At 74.1% G+C, this 18,141-nt stretch carries 15 protein-coding genes; 5 read left to right on the top strand and 10 right to left on the bottom strand.

Annotated elements, in window-relative coordinates; all coding sequences use genetic code 11:
- Positions 1–66: 66 nt before the first annotated feature.
- A complete protein-coding gene (locus tag BJ983_RS10070; protein ID WP_179793671.1) occupies positions 67–3,111 on the top strand; it encodes a bifunctional [glutamine synthetase] adenylyltransferase/[glutamine synthetase]-adenylyl-L-tyrosine phosphorylase in 3,045 nt (1,014 codons plus the stop codon).
- Positions 3,111–4,478: a pyridoxal phosphate-dependent decarboxylase family protein gene (locus tag BJ983_RS10065; RefSeq protein ID WP_179793670.1), complete on the top strand. Its 1,368-nt coding sequence runs from the start codon at positions 3,111–3,113 to the stop codon at positions 4,476–4,478. Before BJ983_RS10070 ends, BJ983_RS10065 begins: the two co-directional genes overlap by 1 nt.
- Positions 4,479–4,667: 189 nt before the next feature.
- On the opposite strand, the gene BJ983_RS10060 is transcribed toward BJ983_RS10065, so the two are convergent.
- Positions 4,668–6,029, bottom strand: a complete 1,362-nt coding sequence (locus tag BJ983_RS10060) for a S1 family peptidase (protein ID WP_179793669.1) — start codon at positions 6,027–6,029, stop codon at positions 4,668–4,670.
- Positions 6,030–6,228: 199 nt separating this feature from the next.
- Positions 6,229–7,932 carry a trypsin-like peptidase domain-containing protein gene (locus BJ983_RS31595; RefSeq protein ID WP_179793668.1) on the bottom strand — a complete coding sequence of 568 codons (1,704 nt, stop codon included), beginning with the start codon at positions 7,930–7,932 and terminating at the stop codon, positions 6,229–6,231.
- A 239-nt stretch (positions 7,933–8,171) separates the two neighbouring features.
- Between BJ983_RS31595 and BJ983_RS10050 the strand changes: the two genes are divergently transcribed.
- Entirely contained in the window at positions 8,172–8,492 is a 321-nt protein-coding gene (locus BJ983_RS10050; protein WP_179793667.1) for a hypothetical protein, read from the top strand.
- 94 nt (positions 8,493–8,586) lie between these two features.
- Here the strand turns inward: BJ983_RS10050 and glnA are convergent, their stop codons facing one another.
- Positions 8,587–10,038, bottom strand: coding sequence for a type I glutamate--ammonia ligase (gene glnA, locus BJ983_RS10045; protein WP_218890198.1), 1,452 nt, complete (start codon positions 10,036–10,038; stop codon positions 8,587–8,589).
- 347 nt (positions 10,039–10,385) lie between these two features.
- On the opposite strand from glnA, the gene BJ983_RS10040 reads away from it, so the two are divergent.
- Entirely contained in the window at positions 10,386–10,805 is a 420-nt protein-coding gene (locus BJ983_RS10040) for an RDD family protein (RefSeq protein WP_179793665.1), read from the top strand.
- A 113-nt stretch (positions 10,806–10,918) separates the two neighbouring features.
- Here the strand turns inward: BJ983_RS10040 and BJ983_RS10035 are convergent, their stop codons facing one another.
- Complete coding sequence (locus tag BJ983_RS10035; protein WP_218890197.1) at positions 10,919–11,662, bottom strand: DUF4191 domain-containing protein; 744 nt, start codon at positions 11,660–11,662, stop codon at positions 10,919–10,921.
- A gap of 25 nt (positions 11,663–11,687) precedes the next feature.
- Complete coding sequence (gene lipA, locus BJ983_RS10030; RefSeq protein ID WP_179793663.1) at positions 11,688–12,710, bottom strand: lipoyl synthase; 1,023 nt, start codon at positions 12,708–12,710, stop codon at positions 11,688–11,690.
- 44 nt (positions 12,711–12,754) lie between these two features.
- On the opposite strand from lipA, the gene BJ983_RS10025 reads away from it, so the two are divergent.
- A complete protein-coding gene (locus BJ983_RS10025; RefSeq protein ID WP_179793662.1) occupies positions 12,755–13,678 on the top strand; it encodes an LLM class F420-dependent oxidoreductase in 924 nt (307 codons plus the stop codon).
- A 31-nt stretch (positions 13,679–13,709) separates the two neighbouring features.
- On the opposite strand, the gene BJ983_RS10020 is transcribed toward BJ983_RS10025, so the two are convergent.
- The 5 genes from BJ983_RS10020 to BJ983_RS10000 all read right to left on the bottom strand — a co-directional run bounded on the left by BJ983_RS10020 (position 13,710) and on the right by BJ983_RS10000 (position 18,120).
- Positions 13,710–14,384, bottom strand: a complete 675-nt coding sequence (locus BJ983_RS10020) for a CAP domain-containing protein (protein WP_343053981.1) — start codon at positions 14,382–14,384, stop codon at positions 13,710–13,712.
- Positions 14,385–14,534: 150 nt separating this feature from the next.
- Complete coding sequence (locus BJ983_RS10015) at positions 14,535–15,035, bottom strand: CAP domain-containing protein (RefSeq protein ID WP_179793661.1); 501 nt, start codon at positions 15,033–15,035, stop codon at positions 14,535–14,537.
- 94 nt (positions 15,036–15,129) lie between these two features.
- On the bottom strand, positions 15,130–15,864 hold the full coding sequence (gene lipB, locus BJ983_RS10010; RefSeq protein ID WP_179793660.1) for a lipoyl(octanoyl) transferase LipB: 735 nt from the start codon (positions 15,862–15,864) through the stop codon (positions 15,130–15,132).
- Positions 15,865–15,955: 91 nt separating this feature from the next.
- Positions 15,956–17,236: an NAD(P)/FAD-dependent oxidoreductase gene (locus BJ983_RS10005; RefSeq protein ID WP_343053980.1), complete on the bottom strand. Its 1,281-nt coding sequence runs from the start codon at positions 17,234–17,236 to the stop codon at positions 15,956–15,958.
- Complete coding sequence (locus BJ983_RS10000; protein WP_179793659.1) at positions 17,233–18,120, bottom strand: TIGR01777 family oxidoreductase; 888 nt, start codon at positions 18,118–18,120, stop codon at positions 17,233–17,235. The genes BJ983_RS10005 and BJ983_RS10000 overlap by 4 nt, the downstream gene beginning before the upstream one ends.
- Between the last annotated feature and the right edge of the window lie 21 nt (positions 18,121–18,141).

The raw sequence follows: 18,141 nt of genomic DNA, 5'->3' as shown, positions 1-18,141 counted from the left end.
CACGGCTGACGCCCGACGTCAGCGGCGCGCCACGACGGCGGCTCCGGCGCGACTAGGCTCGCCCGTGTGACGACCCCTCCCGTCGCGCGCGACCGCCGTCCTGCTCGCGCGCCGGCCCGTCTCGGCTTCACCGAGCCCGACGCCGGGCCGCGCCTGGCCGACCTGGGCTGGTGGGACGGCGACGACGCGGTCCCGGCCGCCGCCCTCGTCGTGTGGGCCCTGGCGCGGGCCGCCGACCCGGACCTGGCACTGTCGACGGTCGAGCGGATGCGGGAGTCGCTGGGCGAGGGGTGGGCGGAGCTCGAGGGGGCGCTGCGTGTCGACCAGGGGCTGCGCGGCCGGCTCTTCGGGGTGCTCGGCGGCTCGACGGCGCTGGGCGACCACCTGGTGTCGCAGCCCGAGCGGTGGCGGCTGCTGCGCACCGTCCTCGCGCCCGGCCGGGTGCACGACACCTCCCGGATGCCGAGCGCGGAGGACCGGTGCCGCACGCACCTGGACGCGGTCGGCGCGGACCCGGAGCAGGACGCCCCGGTCGCGAGCGTCACCGGCCCGGCCGCGGTGGAGCTGCTGCGCCTGGCCTGGCGCGACGACGTGCTGCTGCTCGCGGCGGCGGACCTGCAGTCGGTGTGCGAGCCGGAGCTCCCGTTCTGGCCGGTCGACGCGATCTCGGGGCAGCTCGCCGACGTCGCGACGGCGGGCCTGGAGGCCGCGCTCGCCGTGGCCCGCGCGGAGGTCGGGGCAGAGCGGGTGGCGGGCGTACGCCTCGGCGTGATCGGGATGGGCAAGTGCGGCGGGCGCGAGCTGAACTACGTCTCCGACATCGACGTCATCTTCCTGCACGACGGCCCCGCGGACATGGCCACGCGGCTGGCCTCGACGATGATGCGGGTGGCCACCGAGGCGTTCCTCGAGGTCGACGCGAATCTGCGCCCGGAGGGTCGGCAGGGCCAGCTGACCCGGACCCTGGACGGGCACGTCGCCTATTACCAGCGGTGGGCCCGGACCTGGGAGTTCCAGGCGCTGCTCAAGGCCCGGCCGGTGGCGGGGGACCGCGAGCTGGGGCGGGAGTACTGCGAGGCGCTCGCGCCGATGGTGTGGAGCGCCGCCGAGCGGGACGACTTCGTGCCCGACGTGCGGGCGATGCGCAAGCGGGTGGAGGAGCACATCCGCCACGACGTGGCCGACCGCGAGCTCAAGCTGGGCCGCGGGGGGCTGCGCGACGTGGAGTTCGCCGTCCAGCTGCTGCAGCTCGTGCACGGGCGCGGCGACGAGTCGCTGCGCGGCCCGAACACGCTGGAGACGCTCGCGGCGCTCGGCGAGGGCGGCTACATCGGCCGTGACGACGCCGCGAACCTCGCCGCCTCCTACCGCTTCCTGCGGCTGCTCGAGCACCGCGTCCAGTTGCAGCGCCTGCGCCGCACCCACCTCTTCCCCTCCGACGACGACACCGCGGGCCTGCGGTGGCTCGCCCGCGCGGCGAAGCTGCGCGCCGACGGCCGCCGCGACGCGGTCGGGGTGCTGCAGGCCGAGCAGTCCCGCACCACGGTGCGGGTGCGGCGGCTGCACGAGAAGCTCTTCTACCGCCCGCTGCTGGACTCCGTGGCCCGCGTGGCCGGCTCGGACCTGGTCCTCACCGAGGAGTCCGCGACCCGCCGCCTCGCGGCCCTCGGGTGGAGCTCGCCGTCGGGAGCCCTCAAGCACGTCGCGGCGCTGACCGCGGGGACCAGTCGCGCGGCCCGCATCCAGCGCGCGCTCCTGCCGGTGCTGCTCGACCAGCTCGGCCACACCGCCGACCCCGACCACGGGCTGCTGGCCTACCGCAAGGTCTCCGAGGCGCTCGCGTCCACGCCGTGGTTCCTCGCCCTGCTGCGCGACGAGGGCGTCGCGGCGGACCGGCTGATGTACGTGCTCGGCACCTCCCGCTGGGTGGCCGAGATGATGCCGCGCTCCCCGGAGGTGCTGCGCCTGCTCGGGGGCGACGGCCCGACGGCGGACCTGGTCGCCCGGGAGCCCGACGAGGTCGCGCAGTCGCTGCGGGCGGCCGTCGCCCGGCACACCGATCCCCGCTCGGCCGGCAACGTGGCCCGCTCGCTGCGGCGGGTGGAGCTGCTGCGCGTGGCGTGCGCGGACCTGCTCGGGCTGACCGACGTGGCGAGCGTCTGCCGGGCGCTGACCAGCGTGTGGGCGGCCGTCCTGCAGGCCGCGCTCGAGGCCGCGATCCGCGAGCGGGCCGGCGACAGCCCGGCCCCCGCGACGATCGCGATCATCGGGATGGGTCGGCTCGGCGGGAGCGAGCTGGGCTACGGCTCGGACGCGGACGTCGTCGCGGTCTGCGAGCCCGCCGCGGGCGCGACCGACCAGGAGGCGACCACCTACGCCCGCAGCGTGGTCGAGTCGGCGATCGCCGCACTCGGGGCGCCCAGCCCCGACCCGGCCCTCGAGGTGGACACCAAGCTCCGCCCGGAGGGGCGCAGCGGCCCGCTGGTGCGGACCCTGTCGTCGTACGCGGACTACCTGCGCCGCTGGGCCCAGACCTGGGAGTGCCAGGCCCTGCTGCGGGCCAGGCCCGTCGCGGGCGACGAGGACCTCGGGCGCCGGTTCACCGAGATGATCGCGCCCTACCGGTACCCCGAGGGCGGGCTCCCCGACGAGCAGGCGACCGAGATCCGGCGGATGAAGGCCCGGATCGACGCCGAGCGGCTGCCGCGTGGGGCCGACCGTGCCCTGCACACCAAGCTCGGTACCGGCGGGCTCGCCGACGTCGAGTGGACGGTGCAGCTGCTCCAGCTCCAGCACGCCGCGGCGGTGCCGTCCCTGCGGACGCCCTCGACGCTCGACGCGCTCGTGGCCCTGCAGGAGGCGGACCTGCTCACCGAGGCCGACGCCGCCGCGCTCACGGCCGGGTGGACGACCGCGACCCGCGCCCGGGGGATCGCCACGCTCGTGCGCGGGAAGCCGACCGACCAGCTGCCCCGCTCGGGCCGCGAGCTCGCCGGGATCGCGTCGGCCCTGGGCTTCGCCGAGGACGACCCGGGGGCGTGCATCGACGAGTACCGCCGCATCACCCGGCACGCCCGCGCCGCGGTCGACCGGGTGTTCTCGGCGGTCTGATGGACGGTCATGGACCCGCGCTCGACGCGGCCCGGCGGTTCGCCGACCGTTGGCTCGCGTCGCTGCCCGACCGCCCGGTGGGGGTCCCGGCCGACCCCGCGGCGATCCGGGCGCGACTCGGGGACCTTCCCGACGACGGGCTCGACGCGGCGGCGGTGCTGGGCCACCTGACCGCGGCGCTCGAGCCGGGCCTCGTCGCGAGCGGCGGGCCCCGCTACTTCGGGTTCGTCACCGGCGGGTCGCTCCCGGTGGCCCTCGCCGCGGACTGGGTGGTCTCGGCCACCGACCAGGACGCGGCCGTGGCCGTGATGTCGCCCGGCGCTGCCGTCGTGGAGGAGGTGGCCGGACGGTGGGCCCTCGAACTGCTCGGCCTGCCGTCGGAGGCCGCCGTCGGGTTCGCGACCGGCGCGCAGACGGCGAACATCGCCTGCCTCGCCGCCGCCCGGCACGCGCTGCTCGCCGCCACGGGCTGGGACGTCGAGGCCGATGGTCTCGCGGGCGCGCCGACCGTGACGGTGCTCGTCGGGGCCGCGGCCCACGCGACGGTCGTGCAGGCGCTGCGGCTGCTCGGGTTCGGGGCCCGGCACGCCGTGCGGGTGGCGGCGGACGCGCAGGGCCGGATGCAGCCGGACGCCCTGCGCTCGACGATGGCCGGAGCGCCGGGGCCGGTGCTCGTGTGCGCGCAGGCCGGACAGGTGAACACCGGGGCGTGCGATCCGCTGGACGCGGTCGCGGCCGTGGTGGCGGAGCACGCGAACGCCTGGCTGCACGTCGACGGCGCGTTCGGGCTCTGGGCGGCGGCGTCGCCGCGTCGGCGGCACCTGGTCGCCGGGGCGGAGCGCGCCGACTCGTGGGCGGTCGACGCGCACAAGTGGTTGAACGTGCCCTACGACTCGGCGCTGGCGATCGTCCGCGACGGGGCGGCGCTCGCCACCGCGCTGTCGGTGTCCGCGCCGTACCTGCCGCTCGGAGAGGCCGACCCGTCGACCCACACGCTGGAGAACTCTCGCCGGCCGCGGGGCATCCCGGTGTACGCCGCGCTGCGGGCCCTGGGGCGCACCGGGGCCGCCGATCTCGTCGACCGGTGCTGCGACCTCGCGCTCCTCGCTGCTGACCGGTTCGCCGCCGGGGGCGTGGAAGTGGTCAACGACGTCGTCCTGAACCAGGTCCTCCTGCGGGTGCCCGGGGTGGACGTCGCCGACCTCGCCCGGGCGGTGGCGGAGGACGGCACCTGTTGGGTGGGCAGGACGCTGTGGGACGGCGCGCCCGCGCTGCGGTTCTCGGTGTCCAACTGGTCGACCACCCCGGAGGACGTGGACCGTTCGGTCGATCGCATCCTGGCGCTGCGGGACGCGCTCGCGGGCTAGCCGGAGTCCCCGCTCGCGAGGGTCACGTCAGCCGGGTCCGGGACCTGCCTCGTGGGGCCCTCGTGGAACCCCGGCGGCTCGCACCATGGCAGCGACCCCCGACAGGGTCGGGGGCCGAGGGAGCGACGGGCACACGGGGCAGGTCCGGTGGCCTCGGGACCTGCCCCGTGTGCCCTTCGGTGACGCGGATCAGTGGTCCTCGGGCGTCCGCTCGACGGCGGGGGCCTCCGGGCGCGGGGCGGGCACGGCACCCCACGGCGGGGTGGCGAAGGGAGCGGTCGGACCCGGCGTCGGGAGGGGGCCGCTGGGGTGCCCGGCGGGGAAGCCCGCCGTCGGGAACGGGCCGATCGGTCCCGTCGTCGGGAAGGCCGCGGCGGTCCGGCGGCGCGAACGACGGACGAGGAGCACCGCGGTGAGGGCCCCGCCGCCGATCAGCAGGACCACCGCGATCCCACCGGCGACGAGCAGCAGCGTGCGGGTGCGGTGCTCGCTCGCGTCGCCGTCGGTGGCGTAGGCCTGCTGCGCCGCCGTGAGCTGCTTCGCGGCCTGCGTGTGGTCCGGACGCAAGCGCGTGACGTCGAGGAACGCGGCGACCGCGTCGGCGTTCTCCCCGGCGGCGAGGGCGTCGAGACCGGCGCGGTAGCGGACGTCGACCGGACCGGGATCGGTCCGGACCCCGTTCCGCTCGAGCATCGCACGGAGGGTGGAGGTCGGGGCGAGGAAGTTGAACGCCCCGGAGTCGCCGATCCCCATGCTGTTGAGCCCGACGAGCCGTCCCTGTGCGTCGACGGCCGGACCGCCGCTCATCCCCGGCGCCATGTCCGCGCTGACCTCGACGAACGGCACGCCGTCGCGGGTCTGGACCGAGCTGACGGTGCCGTCCTTCCAGCTCGGGGTGCGGCTGGGGTCCATGAGGCGGTCCCGGTCGGCGGGGTAGCCCACTGCGGTGACCGGCGCGCCGGGCGTCGGGTCCCCGGCCGGGGCGAGGGGCGCGGCGGAGAGGTTCTCGCCGTCGACGTCGAGCAGGGCGACGTCGCCGCGCTCGTTCGGCAGCGAGTCGACGATCCGCGCGTCGAGGCGGCGCTCGGGGCCGGAGGCGTCGGCGCGGACGACGGTGACGTCGCGCTCGACGGGGCTGCCGGAGGTCGGGCCGCCGATGTCGTAGCGGGCGAGGATGAACGCCTCGTACTGCGCGGGCGTGCCGGTCGCGTCCGGAGTGGCCGCGACCTCGCGGGCGAGCTGCCCGCGCAGCGAGTCGGTGAGGTCGGCGGCGTCGACGCAGTGCCCGGCGGTGGCGACGTGACCGTCGCCGGAGACGAGCACTCCCGAGCAGGTGCCGGTGAGGTTGACGGTGCCGATCTCCCGGCCGGTGCCCCTCTCGCGGACCCAGCCGGTGGCGCGGGTCTCGACGTAGGTGACGGCCGGGAGGACCTGGGCGACGAGCCGCTCGCGGGGGAGGGCGGGCTCGGTCGCGGCGGCGGGGCCGGCCGTCACGAGGAGAGAGCTCCCGACGACGACGCCGGTGAGCAGGGTGGTCAACGCTCGCTTCATGGCGGTGCTCGCTTCGTTCCGGGGGCCCGTCGAGGGCCCTGACCAGCGGTGACGCCGAAACTACGAAGCGGGGCGGGGCGGGGAATGCGTAGAAGCCCCTGGATGGCCCAGGGGTTTCCGCTCGTGTCCGACCCACGCGGACGGGCCGCCCGGCAGCAGCCGGACGGCCCGTCGTCGTGCGGGGTGGATCAGCGGTGCCTCAGCTCAGCCCCACCCCGCAGCCGCCGCAGAAGCGGGCCCCGGCGCCGCGGGCGGCGCCGCAGTTCGGGCAGTGGCCCGGACCGGTCGGGGCCACAGCGGCGGGCGCCACCGGGGCCTCGGTCGCCGGCGCCGGCCAGGCCGACGGCGGGGTCGCGACGGCGACGGCGGGGGCCTCCGGGGCGACGGCGGGGGCCTCGTGCCGCGGGGCGGTCGAGGCGACCGCGATCGGGGTTGCGGTGGGCGCGGGGAACCCGACCGGGGGCGAGGCCGGCGCGGCCGGCATCGCGACGTACTGCATGTCCGGGACGTGCTGAGCGGTCTGGCCCGGCTGACCGGCCTGGCCGAACGGGGCGGCGCCGAAGCCGGCGGGAGCCTGCTGCGGGACCCCGACGCCGGGCTGCTGCTGGGACAGCGGGGCTGCGGCCGGGTCGTGCTGCAGCGGGACCTGGTAGCCGGACGGCAGCCCGAAGCCGGGCTGGGCGACGTTCACCTGCGGGACGCTCGCCGCGGCGCGGCGCCGACGGCTGACGACCACGCCCACGACGCATCCGCCGACGACCAGCACGAGCAGCGAGCCGCCCCCGATCAGGCCCCAGCCGAGCAGGCCGAGGCCGGTGTCACCGAACTGGTCGTGCGCCTGCACGGCCCTGTTCTTGTAGTCCACGGCGGCCTTGTTGCCCGGGGCGAGCGCGAGGACGGCGTCGAACTGCTCGATCGCGTCCGAGTAGTAGCCCTGGTAGTAGAGCTCCATGCCGGTGCGGTAGGCGGCGTCGACGGGGCTCGGCGCGGTCGGGACGCCGTTGCGGGCCATCAGCTCGGCGAGGCGCGACGACGGGGCGATGAAGTTGAAGGAGTTGCCGCCGTCGCCGGTGGCCTGGCTGTTGATGCCGATCGCCTGACCCTGCTGGTTCACCGTCGGGCCGCCGCTCATGCCGTGGCCCATCTCGGTGGTCACCTCGGTGTAGGCGATGCCGTCCTGGGTCTGCTGCGAGCTGACCGCGCCCTCCTTCCAGGTGGGCGTCATGCTCGGGTCCATCGCGTCGTCCCGGGCGCCGGGGTAGCCCATCGACATGACCGGCATGCCGGTCGGGGCCGGACCGCCCGGAGCCACCTCGATGCTCAGCATGTTGTGGCCGTCGACCTTGAGCAGCGCCGTGTCGCCCTTGTTGTAGGCCTGGTAGTCCACGACCTTGGCGTCCATCGGCTTGTCGCCGGGGGCGGCGGTGGCGGGCAGCACCTGCACGGTGATGGCCGGGGCGGCGTTCCCGGTGCCGTCGACGAACACGAAGTCCTGCAGGTAGCTGTACATGGCGTTGGCGTCGTAGCCCGCCGCGCCGTACTCGTTCGCGACCGTGAGGCGGGCCTGCATGGCCATCATGGCCGGGTCGACGCAGTGGCCGGCGGTGGCGATCCAGCCGTCGGAGCCGACGGTGAAGCCGGTGCAGCCGACCGAGAACGCGTCGACGCGGGCGTACTCGCCGGTGTTCGGGTTGACCAGGACGCCCGCGGCCGAGGTGATCTGGAGGCGGTCGACGGCGGGGAGCACCTCGCCGCTGACCTTCTCCGCGATCGGCGCCTGCGTCGGGTCGGGGCCACCTCCACCGTCCTGGGCCAGGGCTGGGGGAGCGGTGGCGAGCAGCGCGGCGCCGGCGACGGCGACGGTGGCGAGGGCGGACTTCCAGGAGGGAAGACGGTTGCGCATGGCGAACTCCTCACACTGAGTGACTTCTCGGTGTCCGGTGAGCGGGTGCTTCACCTGTGTGGACCGCCATAGAGTCACACAGCGTGCGTAGGAGAGCAAGCAAATCCCGGGGTTCTCGCGGATTTATGTCGAAAATTGACGCTTCTCGCCCGTCGTGCTCACGCTCCGTAGATCATGACAACGGGTGATGTGGGCCGGCCGGCTGGCGCGGAGGCGGGCCCACCGTCATCATCGAACACGTGTTCGAGGAGCGCGGGCCGGCGCAGCGGCGCAACGACCGCTCGGGCGCCCTGCAGCGCACAGAGGTGCGCCGGGTGTGGGTGGACCTCGCCGTGGCCTACCCGCGGCCGGCCGGTCGTCCGTCCCGGGCGGTCCCCGACGGGGTCGACCTGCAGAGCCGCGTCCCGGGCGAGCTCCTCGGCTGGCGCCGCACGACGACGGGGGAGTGGGTGGGCTGGGTGTGCGTGCCCATCAGCCAGGGCGAGGAGATCCGCTACGTCTACCAGTACGTCGCGGCCGCGGCCCTCTCGCCGCGGGAGGACGTGCGCGACCGGCGGTAGGACCCGCCGTCGGGAAGGCGTGGGGGAAGGCCTGGAGAACGCAGAACGGCCCGGCCCCCGCGAGGGGACCGGGCCGTTCCGACGACCTGCTGGATCAGCAGTTGTAGTACAGCTCGAACTCGTACGGGTGCGGGCGCAGCCGTAGGCCCGTCACGTCGTCGCGCTTGAGCTCGATCCACTTCTCGATCAGGTCGGACGTGAAGACGCCGCCCTCGAGCAGGTAGTCGTGGTCGGCCTCGAGGTTGTTCACGGCGGCGTCGAGGCTGGCCGGCACCTGCGCGATGTTGGCGGCCTCCTCCGGCGGGAGCTCGTAGAGGTCCTTGTCGACCGGCGTCGGCGGCTCGATCTTGTTCCGGATGCCGTCGAGGCCGGCCATCATCATGGCCGCGAAGGACAGGTACGGGTTGCCCGACGAGTCCGGGCAGCGGAACTCGAGGCGCTTGGCCTTCGGGTTGTTGCCGGTGATCGGGATGCGCACGCAGGCCGAGCGGTTGCGGTTCGAGTAGACCAGGTTGATCGGGGCCTCGAAGCCGGGCACCAGGCGGTGGTACGAGTTCGCGGTGGCGTTGGTGAACGCCACGAGCGAGGGCGCGTGGTGCAGGATGCCGCCGATGTAGTGGCGGGCGAGGTCGGAGAGCCCGGCGTAGCCGTTCTCGTCGTAGAACAGCGGCTCGCCGCCCTTGAACAGCGACTGGTGGCAGTGCATGCCCGAGCCGTTGTCGCCGGCGATCGGCTTCGGCATGAAGGTGACGGTCTTGCCCGCCTGCCACGCCGTGTTCTTGACGATGTACTTGAACAGCTGCAGGTCGTCCGCCGCGTGCAGCAGCGTGTTGAACTTGTAGTTGATCTCGGCCTGGCCGCCGGTGCCGACCTCGTGGTGCAGCTTCTCGAGCTCGAAGCCCGAGTTGATGAGGTTGGTGCCGATCGCGGCGCGCAGGTCGGAGGTCTGGTCGGTCGGCTCGACCGGGAAGTAGCCGCCCTTGGCCGGGATCTTGTAGCCCTTGTTGCCACCCGGCTCGTCGCGCCCGGTGTTCCACGCGCCCTCGACCGAGTCGACGGCGTAGAACTGGGTGCGCATCGAGGACTCGTAGCGGACCTCGTCGAAGATGTAGAACTCGGCCTCGGGGCCGAAGAAGCACGTGTCGGCGACGTCGACCGTCGACAGGAAGTTCTCCGCCTTGCGGGCCACGTTGCGCGGGTCGCGGCTGTAGGCCTCGAGCGTCAGCGGGTCGTGGACGAAGAAGTTGACGTTCAGGGTCTTCTGGGCCCGGAACGGGTCGATGCGCGCGGTCGCCACGTCGGGCAGCAGCGTCATGTCCGACTCGTTGATGGTCTGGAATCCGGTGACCGACGAGCCGTCGAAGGCGAGACCGTCCTCGAAGACGGCGTCACTGAACTCCGAGGCGGGCACGGTGAAGTGCTGCATCTGGCCAGGGAGGTCGCAGAACCGGACGTCGACGTACTGCACCCCCTCGTCGGAGATGTACTTGAAGACCTCGTCCTTGTTGCTGAACACCCTCGCTGGCTCCTTCTCTGGCACTGTCATTCACGGCCGAGCCACCGCGCCCGGCCGGGCTCGACTCACCGTTTCAGGTGACCCGGACGCTAGGCGGCGTAGGTTTCTCGCTCGTCGCACCGTTGTTTCACAGCAGTTAACGGGCGCATGTCACAGTCTCGCCCGCTTCCCGGGGGTCGTCCGGCCACGTTGCCGTCACGCGCCCCGACGGTGCGGCACCGTAGCCTGTCAGAGTGTCGTGGTTTCGTGAATGGCTCACCGACGACGGGCCTGACCGGGCGTCGAGTGGTGGTCCGGAAGGTCGGGACCGCCCGGTCCGTGCGTCGACGCCGACACGGGGCGCGTCGACCACTGGGCCGAACGGGCGTTCACCGTCGGTGCGCGGCGCCACCCGTCCGGCGGAGCCCGACGAGGGATACCCGGGCCGGGATCTCGGCCTGCCGGAGTCGGGGCCGGGATCGGTCGCGAGTGCCCCGGCGCGGCTCGGCCAGTTCCTGCTCGACCTGGTGATCGGCGGCCTCGTGGCGGCGGCCTTCACCTTCCCGGCGCCGCCGGCGCTCAGCCTCGTGGTGTGGGCGGTGCTGGTCACCGTCCCGGTCGCCCTGATCGGGCAGACGCCGGCGATGGTGCTGACTGGGATGCGGGTGGTGCGGGTCGACGGGGTGGACCGGGTCGGCCTGTGGGCGCTGGCCCGCACCGCGTCGCTGTTCTTCATCGTGCCCGCGGCGATCATGGACCGGCAGGGCCGCGGCCTGCACGACCGGGTCAGCCGCACGATGGTGATCCGCACGCGCTGACCCCCGGCCGCGAGGGTGACGTCAGGCAGGTTCCGGCCGCCGGGCGCCTGCCTGATGTGCACCTCGCCGCGGCGGGGCGGCCCGAGCCGACCCCACCCGGCGTCGGGAAGGGGTCAGCGCCGGCGGACCGTGCGCTGCATCCCCTTCATCTGAGCGCCCTTGGGCACCGGGCCCTTCGGCATCGCGGGGCCGCCGCGGCCGGCGATGGCCGCGAGCCGCTTCTCGAGGGTGTCCATCTGCGCGCGGTCGATGTTGCGGGGGAGCTTCGCCATGTGGCGCTGCAGCTTCGAGAGCTCCACCTCGCCGTCGGCGTTGCCGACCGCGACCTCGTAGATCGGCACCTGCCCGGCGACGCGCGAGACCTTCTTCTTCTCCTGCGCGAGCAGACCCCTGGTGCGGTGCGAGGCGCCCTCGGCCACGAGGATCACGCCGGGGCGGCCGATGACCCGGTGCACGACGTCGAGCTGCGTGGTGCCGGCGACGGCCTGCGTGACCCGCCACGGCCCGCGCATGTTGTCCAGCGCCCACCCGGCGGCGCCGGGCTGCCCGTCGGCCTTGGCGTAGACGTTGTTCTGCACGCGGCGCCCGAACACGATCATCGCGACCGCGAGACCGAGGATGACGCCGATCGGCACCAGGTACCAGGACTGCCCGAGGAGCAGCCCGATGACCAGGAAGATCAGGGCCGTCACCACGACCGCGCCGATCATCAGCGGCAGGAGGAGCTTGTCCTCCTTGCGCTGCATCTGGAAGGCCTGCCAGATCTGCGACCACCGCTGCTTGCGGGCAGCGCGCGCAGCCTGCTTGGCGGCCTTCTTCTCTTCCTTGGTCGCCTTACCGGCAGTGCCCTTGGCCATGCTCCCCATTCTGCCGGACGGGTGCCTAGGCGCGGCGGGCGAGGACCGAACCGACCTCCTGGCGGGCCTCGCCCTCGGCGGCGAGTTCCTCCATGCCCTCGGGCAGGGCCTCGCCGCGGTGCAGCTTGGCCTGCGCGTAGAGCCGACCGGCCCGGTACGACGAGCGCACCAGCGGCCCTGCCATCACGCCGGCGATACCCATCTCGAGGGCGGCGTCGCGGTGTTCGACGAACTCCTCGGGCTTCACCCAGCGCTCCACCGGGTGGTGGCGCAGCGAGGGGCGGAGGTACTGGGTGAGGGTGAGCAGGTCGCACCCGGCGTCGTGCAGGTCCTGCATCGCCTCGGTGACCTCCTCGGGGGTCTCGCCCATGCCGAGGATGAGGTTGGACTTCGTGACGAGGCCGGCGGCGCGCGCCTTGCGGATCACGTCGAGCGACCGCTCGTAGCGGAAGGCCGGACGGATGCGGCGGAAGATGCGCGGGACGGTCTCGAGGTTGTGCGCGAGGACCTCGGGGGCCGAGTCGAAGACGGGGCCGAGCTGGTCGTCCCGGTCGTCGAAGTCGGGGATCAGCAGCTCGACACCGGTGCCCGGGTTCAGTGCGTGGACCTGGCGGACGGTCTCGGCGTAGAGCCAGGACCCGCCGTCGTCGAGGTCGTCGCGGGCGACGCCGGTGATCGTCGAGTAGCGCAGCCCCATCTGGCGCACCGACTCGGCGACCTTGCGGGGCTCGTCGCGGTCCAGCGGCGAGGGCTTCCCGGTGTCGATCTGGCAGAAGTCGCACCGCCGGGTGCACTGCTCGCCGCCGATGAGGAAGGTCGCCTCGCGGTCCTCCCAGCACTCGTAGATGTTGGGGCAGCCCGCCTCCTCGCACACCGTGGCGAGGCCGGCGGAGCGCACCATGCCCTTGAGCTCGGAGAAGTTCGGGCCGGTCTGCACGCGCGTACGGATCCACTCGGGCTTGCGCTCGATGGGCGTCTGCGAGTTCCGGACCTCGAGGCGGAGCAGCTTGCGTCCGGCCGGGGCTCCTGCGTCAGCGCTGGCGGTCACGGGTACCAGACTACGCCCGCTCCCCCGTTAGGCTGATCATCGTCATGGACCTCCGGATCTTCACCGAACCGCAGCAGGGCGCGACCTACGACGACCTCCTCCGGGTCGCGCGATGCGCCGAGGAGTGCCGGTACGACGCCTTCTTCCGGTCGGACCACTTCCTCGCCATGGGCGACTCGACGGGCCTGCCCGGGCCCACCGACGCGTGGATCACGCTCGGGGCGCTGGCCCGGGAGACGTCGACCATCCGCCTCGGCACGATGATGACCTCGATCACCTTCCGGCTCCCGGGCCCGCTCGGCGTCGCGGTCGCCCAGGTCGACCAGATGTCCGGCGGCCGGATCGAGCTCGGCCTCGGCACCGGGTGGTACGAGGCGGAGCACCACGCCTACGGCATCCCCTTCCCGACGACGGGGACGCGCTTCGACATGCTCGCCGAGCAGCTCGAGGTCCTCACCGGGGCGTGGAACACGCCCGTCGGCCAGGGCTACACCTTCCACGGCGAGCACTACCGGTTCACCGAGAGCCCCGGGCTGCCGAAGCCGGTGCAGGAGCCGCACCCGCCGATCATCGTGGGCGGCTCGGGGCCCCGGCGGACGCCCGCGCTGGCCGCCCGGTACGCCGACGAGGTCAACGTGCCGTTCGCGTCCGTGGACCAGGTGGCGGCGCAGTACGCGCGGGTGCGCGAGGCGTGCGCGGCGATCGGGCGGGACCCGGCGACCCTGCGGTACTCCACGGCGCAGGTGTTGTGCGTCGGCGGGACCGAGGCCGAGGTGGCCCGACGGGCCGCCGCGATCGGCCGGGAGCCCGACGAGCTGCGGGCCCACGGCATCGCCGGGACCGCGGAGGAGCTCACCGCACGCCTCGACGAGTTCGCCGCCGTCGGGGTCGAGCGGGTCTATCTGCAGGTGCTGGACCTCTCCGACCTCGAGCACCTGCGGTTCGTGGCGGGGACGTGCGGGCTGTGAGGGGCGCGGCGGCTCCGGCCCCTCAGACGTCTCAGCGCCCGAACTCCTGCACCCAGTAGTCGCTCGCCTCGCCCACCCCGAGCGTGCGGAACGAGCAGTCGAGGATGTTCCGCCGGTGTCCGGGGGAGTTCATCCAGTCCGTCATGACCTCGTGCGCGCTCGTCTGGCCCTGCGCGATGTTCTCGCCGCCCGGGTCGTCGTACCCGGCGGCGCGCACGCGCTCGGAGAAGTCCGAGCCGTCCGGGCCGGTGTGGGAGAACGTGCCGGTGCGGGCCATCAGTACGGCGTAGTCCGCCGCCGCCCGGTCCAGGGCGGCGTTGCCGGCGACGGCGCCACAGCCCGCCTCGGCCCGCGCGGCGTTGACCAGCGCCAGCACCCGTCCGGCGGGTCCCTTCCCGACGGCGGGTGCGGCGGCTCGCGTCGTGCTGCGCCGGGTCGTCGTGCTCGTGGTGGTGGTCGTGCGCGACGACGTGGTGGTCGTCGTGGGCACCGGCGCCGCCGCGGGGAGGGGCGGCAGGGCGAGGGGGACCGGCGTGGGGAGGGCGGGGAGCGCGGGCAGGGCGGCGGCCGCACTCGCGTCCTGCACCGCCTCGTCGGAGGGCCGCAGCGCCAGCACGGCGGCGACCAGGCCGAGGACGACCGCCGCGGCACCGACGCCGAGTACCAGTCGACGGCGGGGAGCGTGCTCGACGCGATGGATGCCCACGTCACGAACGGTGACAGCCCGTCCAGATCACGGGTAGGTCACGGCCAGATGGGGCGGCGAGCGGCGCGTCGGAGCGGCGCGGTCGACGAACGGTGCGACCGGACGGCGCAGTGATTTGCGCCGCCCGGCCGCATGCCCCGACGTCGTGACTCAGTAGCCGAAGTCCTGCACCCAGTAGTTCCGGGTGCCGGCGAGGCCGAGGCCGATCCGGGTGAAGGTGCAGTTGAGGATGTTCGCCCGGTGGCCCGGCGAGTTCATCCAGGCGGTCATGACGGCCTGCGCGTCCGCCTGGCCGTAGGCGATGTTCTCCCCGCCCGGCCGCGCGTAGCCCGCCGCCTTCATGCGGTCGACGAAGCTCGAGCCGTTCGCCCCGGTGTGGGAGAAGGTGCCGGTCGAGGCCATCCAGTCCGCGTGGCCCTGGGCGGCCTTCTCGGCGTAGCTGTTCCGGATCAGCGCCTTGCACCCGGCCTGCTGGCGGTACTGGTTGGTGAGCGCGAACACCTGGTTGAGCTGGGTGGCCTGGGTCGGGGTCACGGCGGCGGACGCGGCCGGCGCCATGAGGGTCAGGCCGGCCAGGACCAGGGCCGCGACGAGTCCGGCGCCCGCGTGCCCTCGGCGGCCGGCCCGGCGGATGTCGTCGTGGGGGGTCATGCCAGCCACCGTCCGTCGCACGTCGGTCACGCACAGCGTTTCCCGACGCAAACCGCGACGAGCGGTCACCGAGCGCAGTCGAGCGGTCGAGAGGTTACAACATCTGGACGGCGACGTTACCCACCATCAGCGTATCCGTGACCTCCGGACGGGCGATCGTGTGCTCACGAACGGCGAGATCGCCGGCGAACGCGGCGAGCATGGCGTCCCGGACGGCGGGTCGGACCTCGTCCACCCCGACCCGGCGGCCGAGCTCGGCGGACAGGCTCGTGACGCCCGCGTCGGTGATCCCGCACGGGACGATCGCGCCGAAGGCGGTGAGGTCGGGGTCGGCGTTGAGCGAGAAGCCGTGCAGCGTCACCCCGCGTGCCACGCGGACACCGATGGCGGCGATCTTGCGCTCGGGTCGGCCGTCGCCCGCGGCCAGCCACACCCCGGAGCGGCCGTCGACCCGGCCGGTCTCCAGACCCAGGCCCGCACACACGTGGATCAGGGCCTCCTCGAGGCGGCGCACGTGGTCGACCACGTCGAAGGGCTGGCCGAGCTTGAGGATGGGGTAGCCGACGAGCTGCCCCGGGCCGTGCCAGGTGATGCGGCCGCCCCGGTCGACGTCGACGACCGGGGTGCCGTCGGCGGGCCGGTCCTCGGGCTGCGTGCGCTTCCCGGCGGTGTAGACGCTCGGGTGCTCGAGCAGCATGAGCACGTCGGGGCCCGTGTCGTCCGCCCGGGCGGCGTGGTGGGCGCGCTGCTGGTCCCACGCGGCGGTGTACTCGACGGTGCCGAGCTCCAGCACCTCGACCGGATCGCTGCTCGCACGGTGGGAACCCATGCGGTCGAACCTACTCCCGCTGGTTCGGCAGGAACGCGTCGTTGCTGTCGTGGTGCGACAGCAACGACGCTTTCCTGCCCTCAGGGCAGGGTCAGCCCAACGACGCCAGCGCCGCCTGGGCGGTGCGGCGCCCCGAGACGAGCGCGCCCTGCACCGACGGGGTGTCCCGGTGGTCGCCCGCCACGAACAGTCCGTCGCCCAGGTCGACGGGGCGCCGGAGGCCGGGCGGGGTCGGCGGGAGGGTGGCGGGCAGGGCGTGCGGGATCTCCCGGGTCGCGAGGTGTTCCCAGTGCGACGTCCCCGTGCTCCAGATGCGCTCCAGCTCGGCGCGCAGTCGGGGCTCGGGCAACGCCTCGCCGCCGAGGACCGTGGAGACGACGAGGTGCCGGTGGTCGGGGGAGTAGGACGGCACGGCCGCGGTGAGCACCATGGTGTTGACGATCGGGCCGCCGGTGCCGTCGAGGTGGAGCAGCCCCTGACGCGTCGGCGGCCGGTCCGTCACGTGGTAGTGGCTGGTCAGCGCGAACGGCCGCGGTGCCTCGACGCGGACCCCGAGCAGTCCCGCCGCGTCGGTGCCCTCGGTCGCGACGATCACCGCACCGGCCCGCACCGTCCCGTCGTCGGTGGTGACGCGGCCCGGGACGACCTCGCGCACGGGTGTGTCCAGCCGGACGGTGCCGGCCGGCAGCCGGGCCGCGAGGTGGGTCGTCATGGCGCCGATCCCGCGGCCCGGCAGCGTGAGGTCGCCGAGGGCGAAGGTGCGCCAGAACAACGACACCACCCGCGACGAGGTCTGCAGGTCGCCGTCGCCGAGCACCCCGGCGAGGAACGGGCGCAGGAAGCGGTCCACGTCGCGGCCGGACAGCCCGAACCGGGCCAGGTCCTCGCGGGCGGATCGTTCGGGTGCCGCGGCCTGACGCTGCGGGGGCACGAGCACCGAGCGGGCGGTGAAGCCCGCGATCCCGAGCTTCGCGCGCAGCGAGATCAACCGGGTCAGCGCCGACCGGGGGAGCCACGTGGGGCGCCGCGCGACCCGGTGCAGCACCCCGTCGTCGGTGCGGACCGCGGCGCCCGGCACGAAGGGGTGCAGGTCGAGCGCGTCGAGGTCCACCGCCGCGCGCAGCGCCGGGTAGGAGGTGTTGAGGATCTGGAAGCCGCGGTCGACCAGGAAGCCGTCCAGGACGTCCGTGCGGACCCGGCCGCCGACCCCGTCGGACGCCTCGCACACCAGGACCGACCGCCCGGAGCGGGCCACCGTCCGTGCCGCATTCAGGCCGGCGAGGCCCGCCCCGACGACGAGGACGTCGACCTCGTCCGGCAGCCCACCCCCACCCCGCTCCGGCTCCGCTGCGCTGCGCGTCGCCCCGCTCACTCCAGCACCGCGGCGAGCGCGGCCTGCACCGTCTGGTGCTGGAAGGTGTAGCCCTCACGCTCGAGCACGCCGGGCAGGACGCGCTGGCTGACCAGCACGCCCTCGTCGGCGAACTCGCCGAGCACCGCGCGCATCGCGAACCCCGGCACCATCCAGGGCGCCGGCCGGTGGACCGTCGCGGCCATGACCTTCGTGAACTCGGCGTTGGTCACCGGGGCGGGCCCGGTCGCGTTGAGGGGGCCGACCACGGTGTCGTGCTCGAGGGCGTGGGTGATCGCCCCGACCTCGTCGTCGAGCGAGATCCACGGCCAGTACTGCTCGCCGGACCCGAGCCTGCCGCCCAGCCCGAACGTGAAGATCGGCTTGATCCGGCCCATCAGGCCGCCGGAGTGCGAGAGCACCAGCCCGGTGCGGATCAGCACCACCCGCGCGCCCGCCTCCGCGGCCGGGGCCGTCGCGTTCTCCCAGTCCCGGACGAGATCGGCGAGGAACCCGCGGCCCCGCGCCCCGGTCTCGTCCACCGCGACCTGACCGGTGTCGCCGTAGAACCCGACCGCGGACCCGCTGATGAACGTGGGGATCCCGTGGGCGGCCACGGCCCGCGCGAGGACGTCGGTGGGGATGGTGCGGCTGTCGCGCAGTTCCTGCTTGTAGGCGCCCGACCAGCGCTTGTCGCCGATCCCGGCGCCGGACAGGTTGATCACCGCGTCGGCGCCCTCGAGGGCGCCGTCGTCGATCCGTCCCGACGGCGGGTCCCACCCGCGCTCGTCGGGGGCCTGCGGGGTGCGCCGCACGAGGCGGACCACCTCGTGCCCGGCACTGCGCAGGTGGGGGACCAGGGCGGTGCCGATGAGGCCGGACGACCCGGAGATGACGACGCGCATACCCGTGATCGTCGCGGAGTC

The organism is Actinomycetospora corticicola, from assembly GCF_013409505.1.
GTDB lineage: Bacteria > Actinomycetota > Actinomycetes > Mycobacteriales > Pseudonocardiaceae > Actinomycetospora > Actinomycetospora corticicola.
Note: the sequence above shows the minus strand (reverse complement) of the source record. Positions and strands in the feature narration are given on the sequence as shown.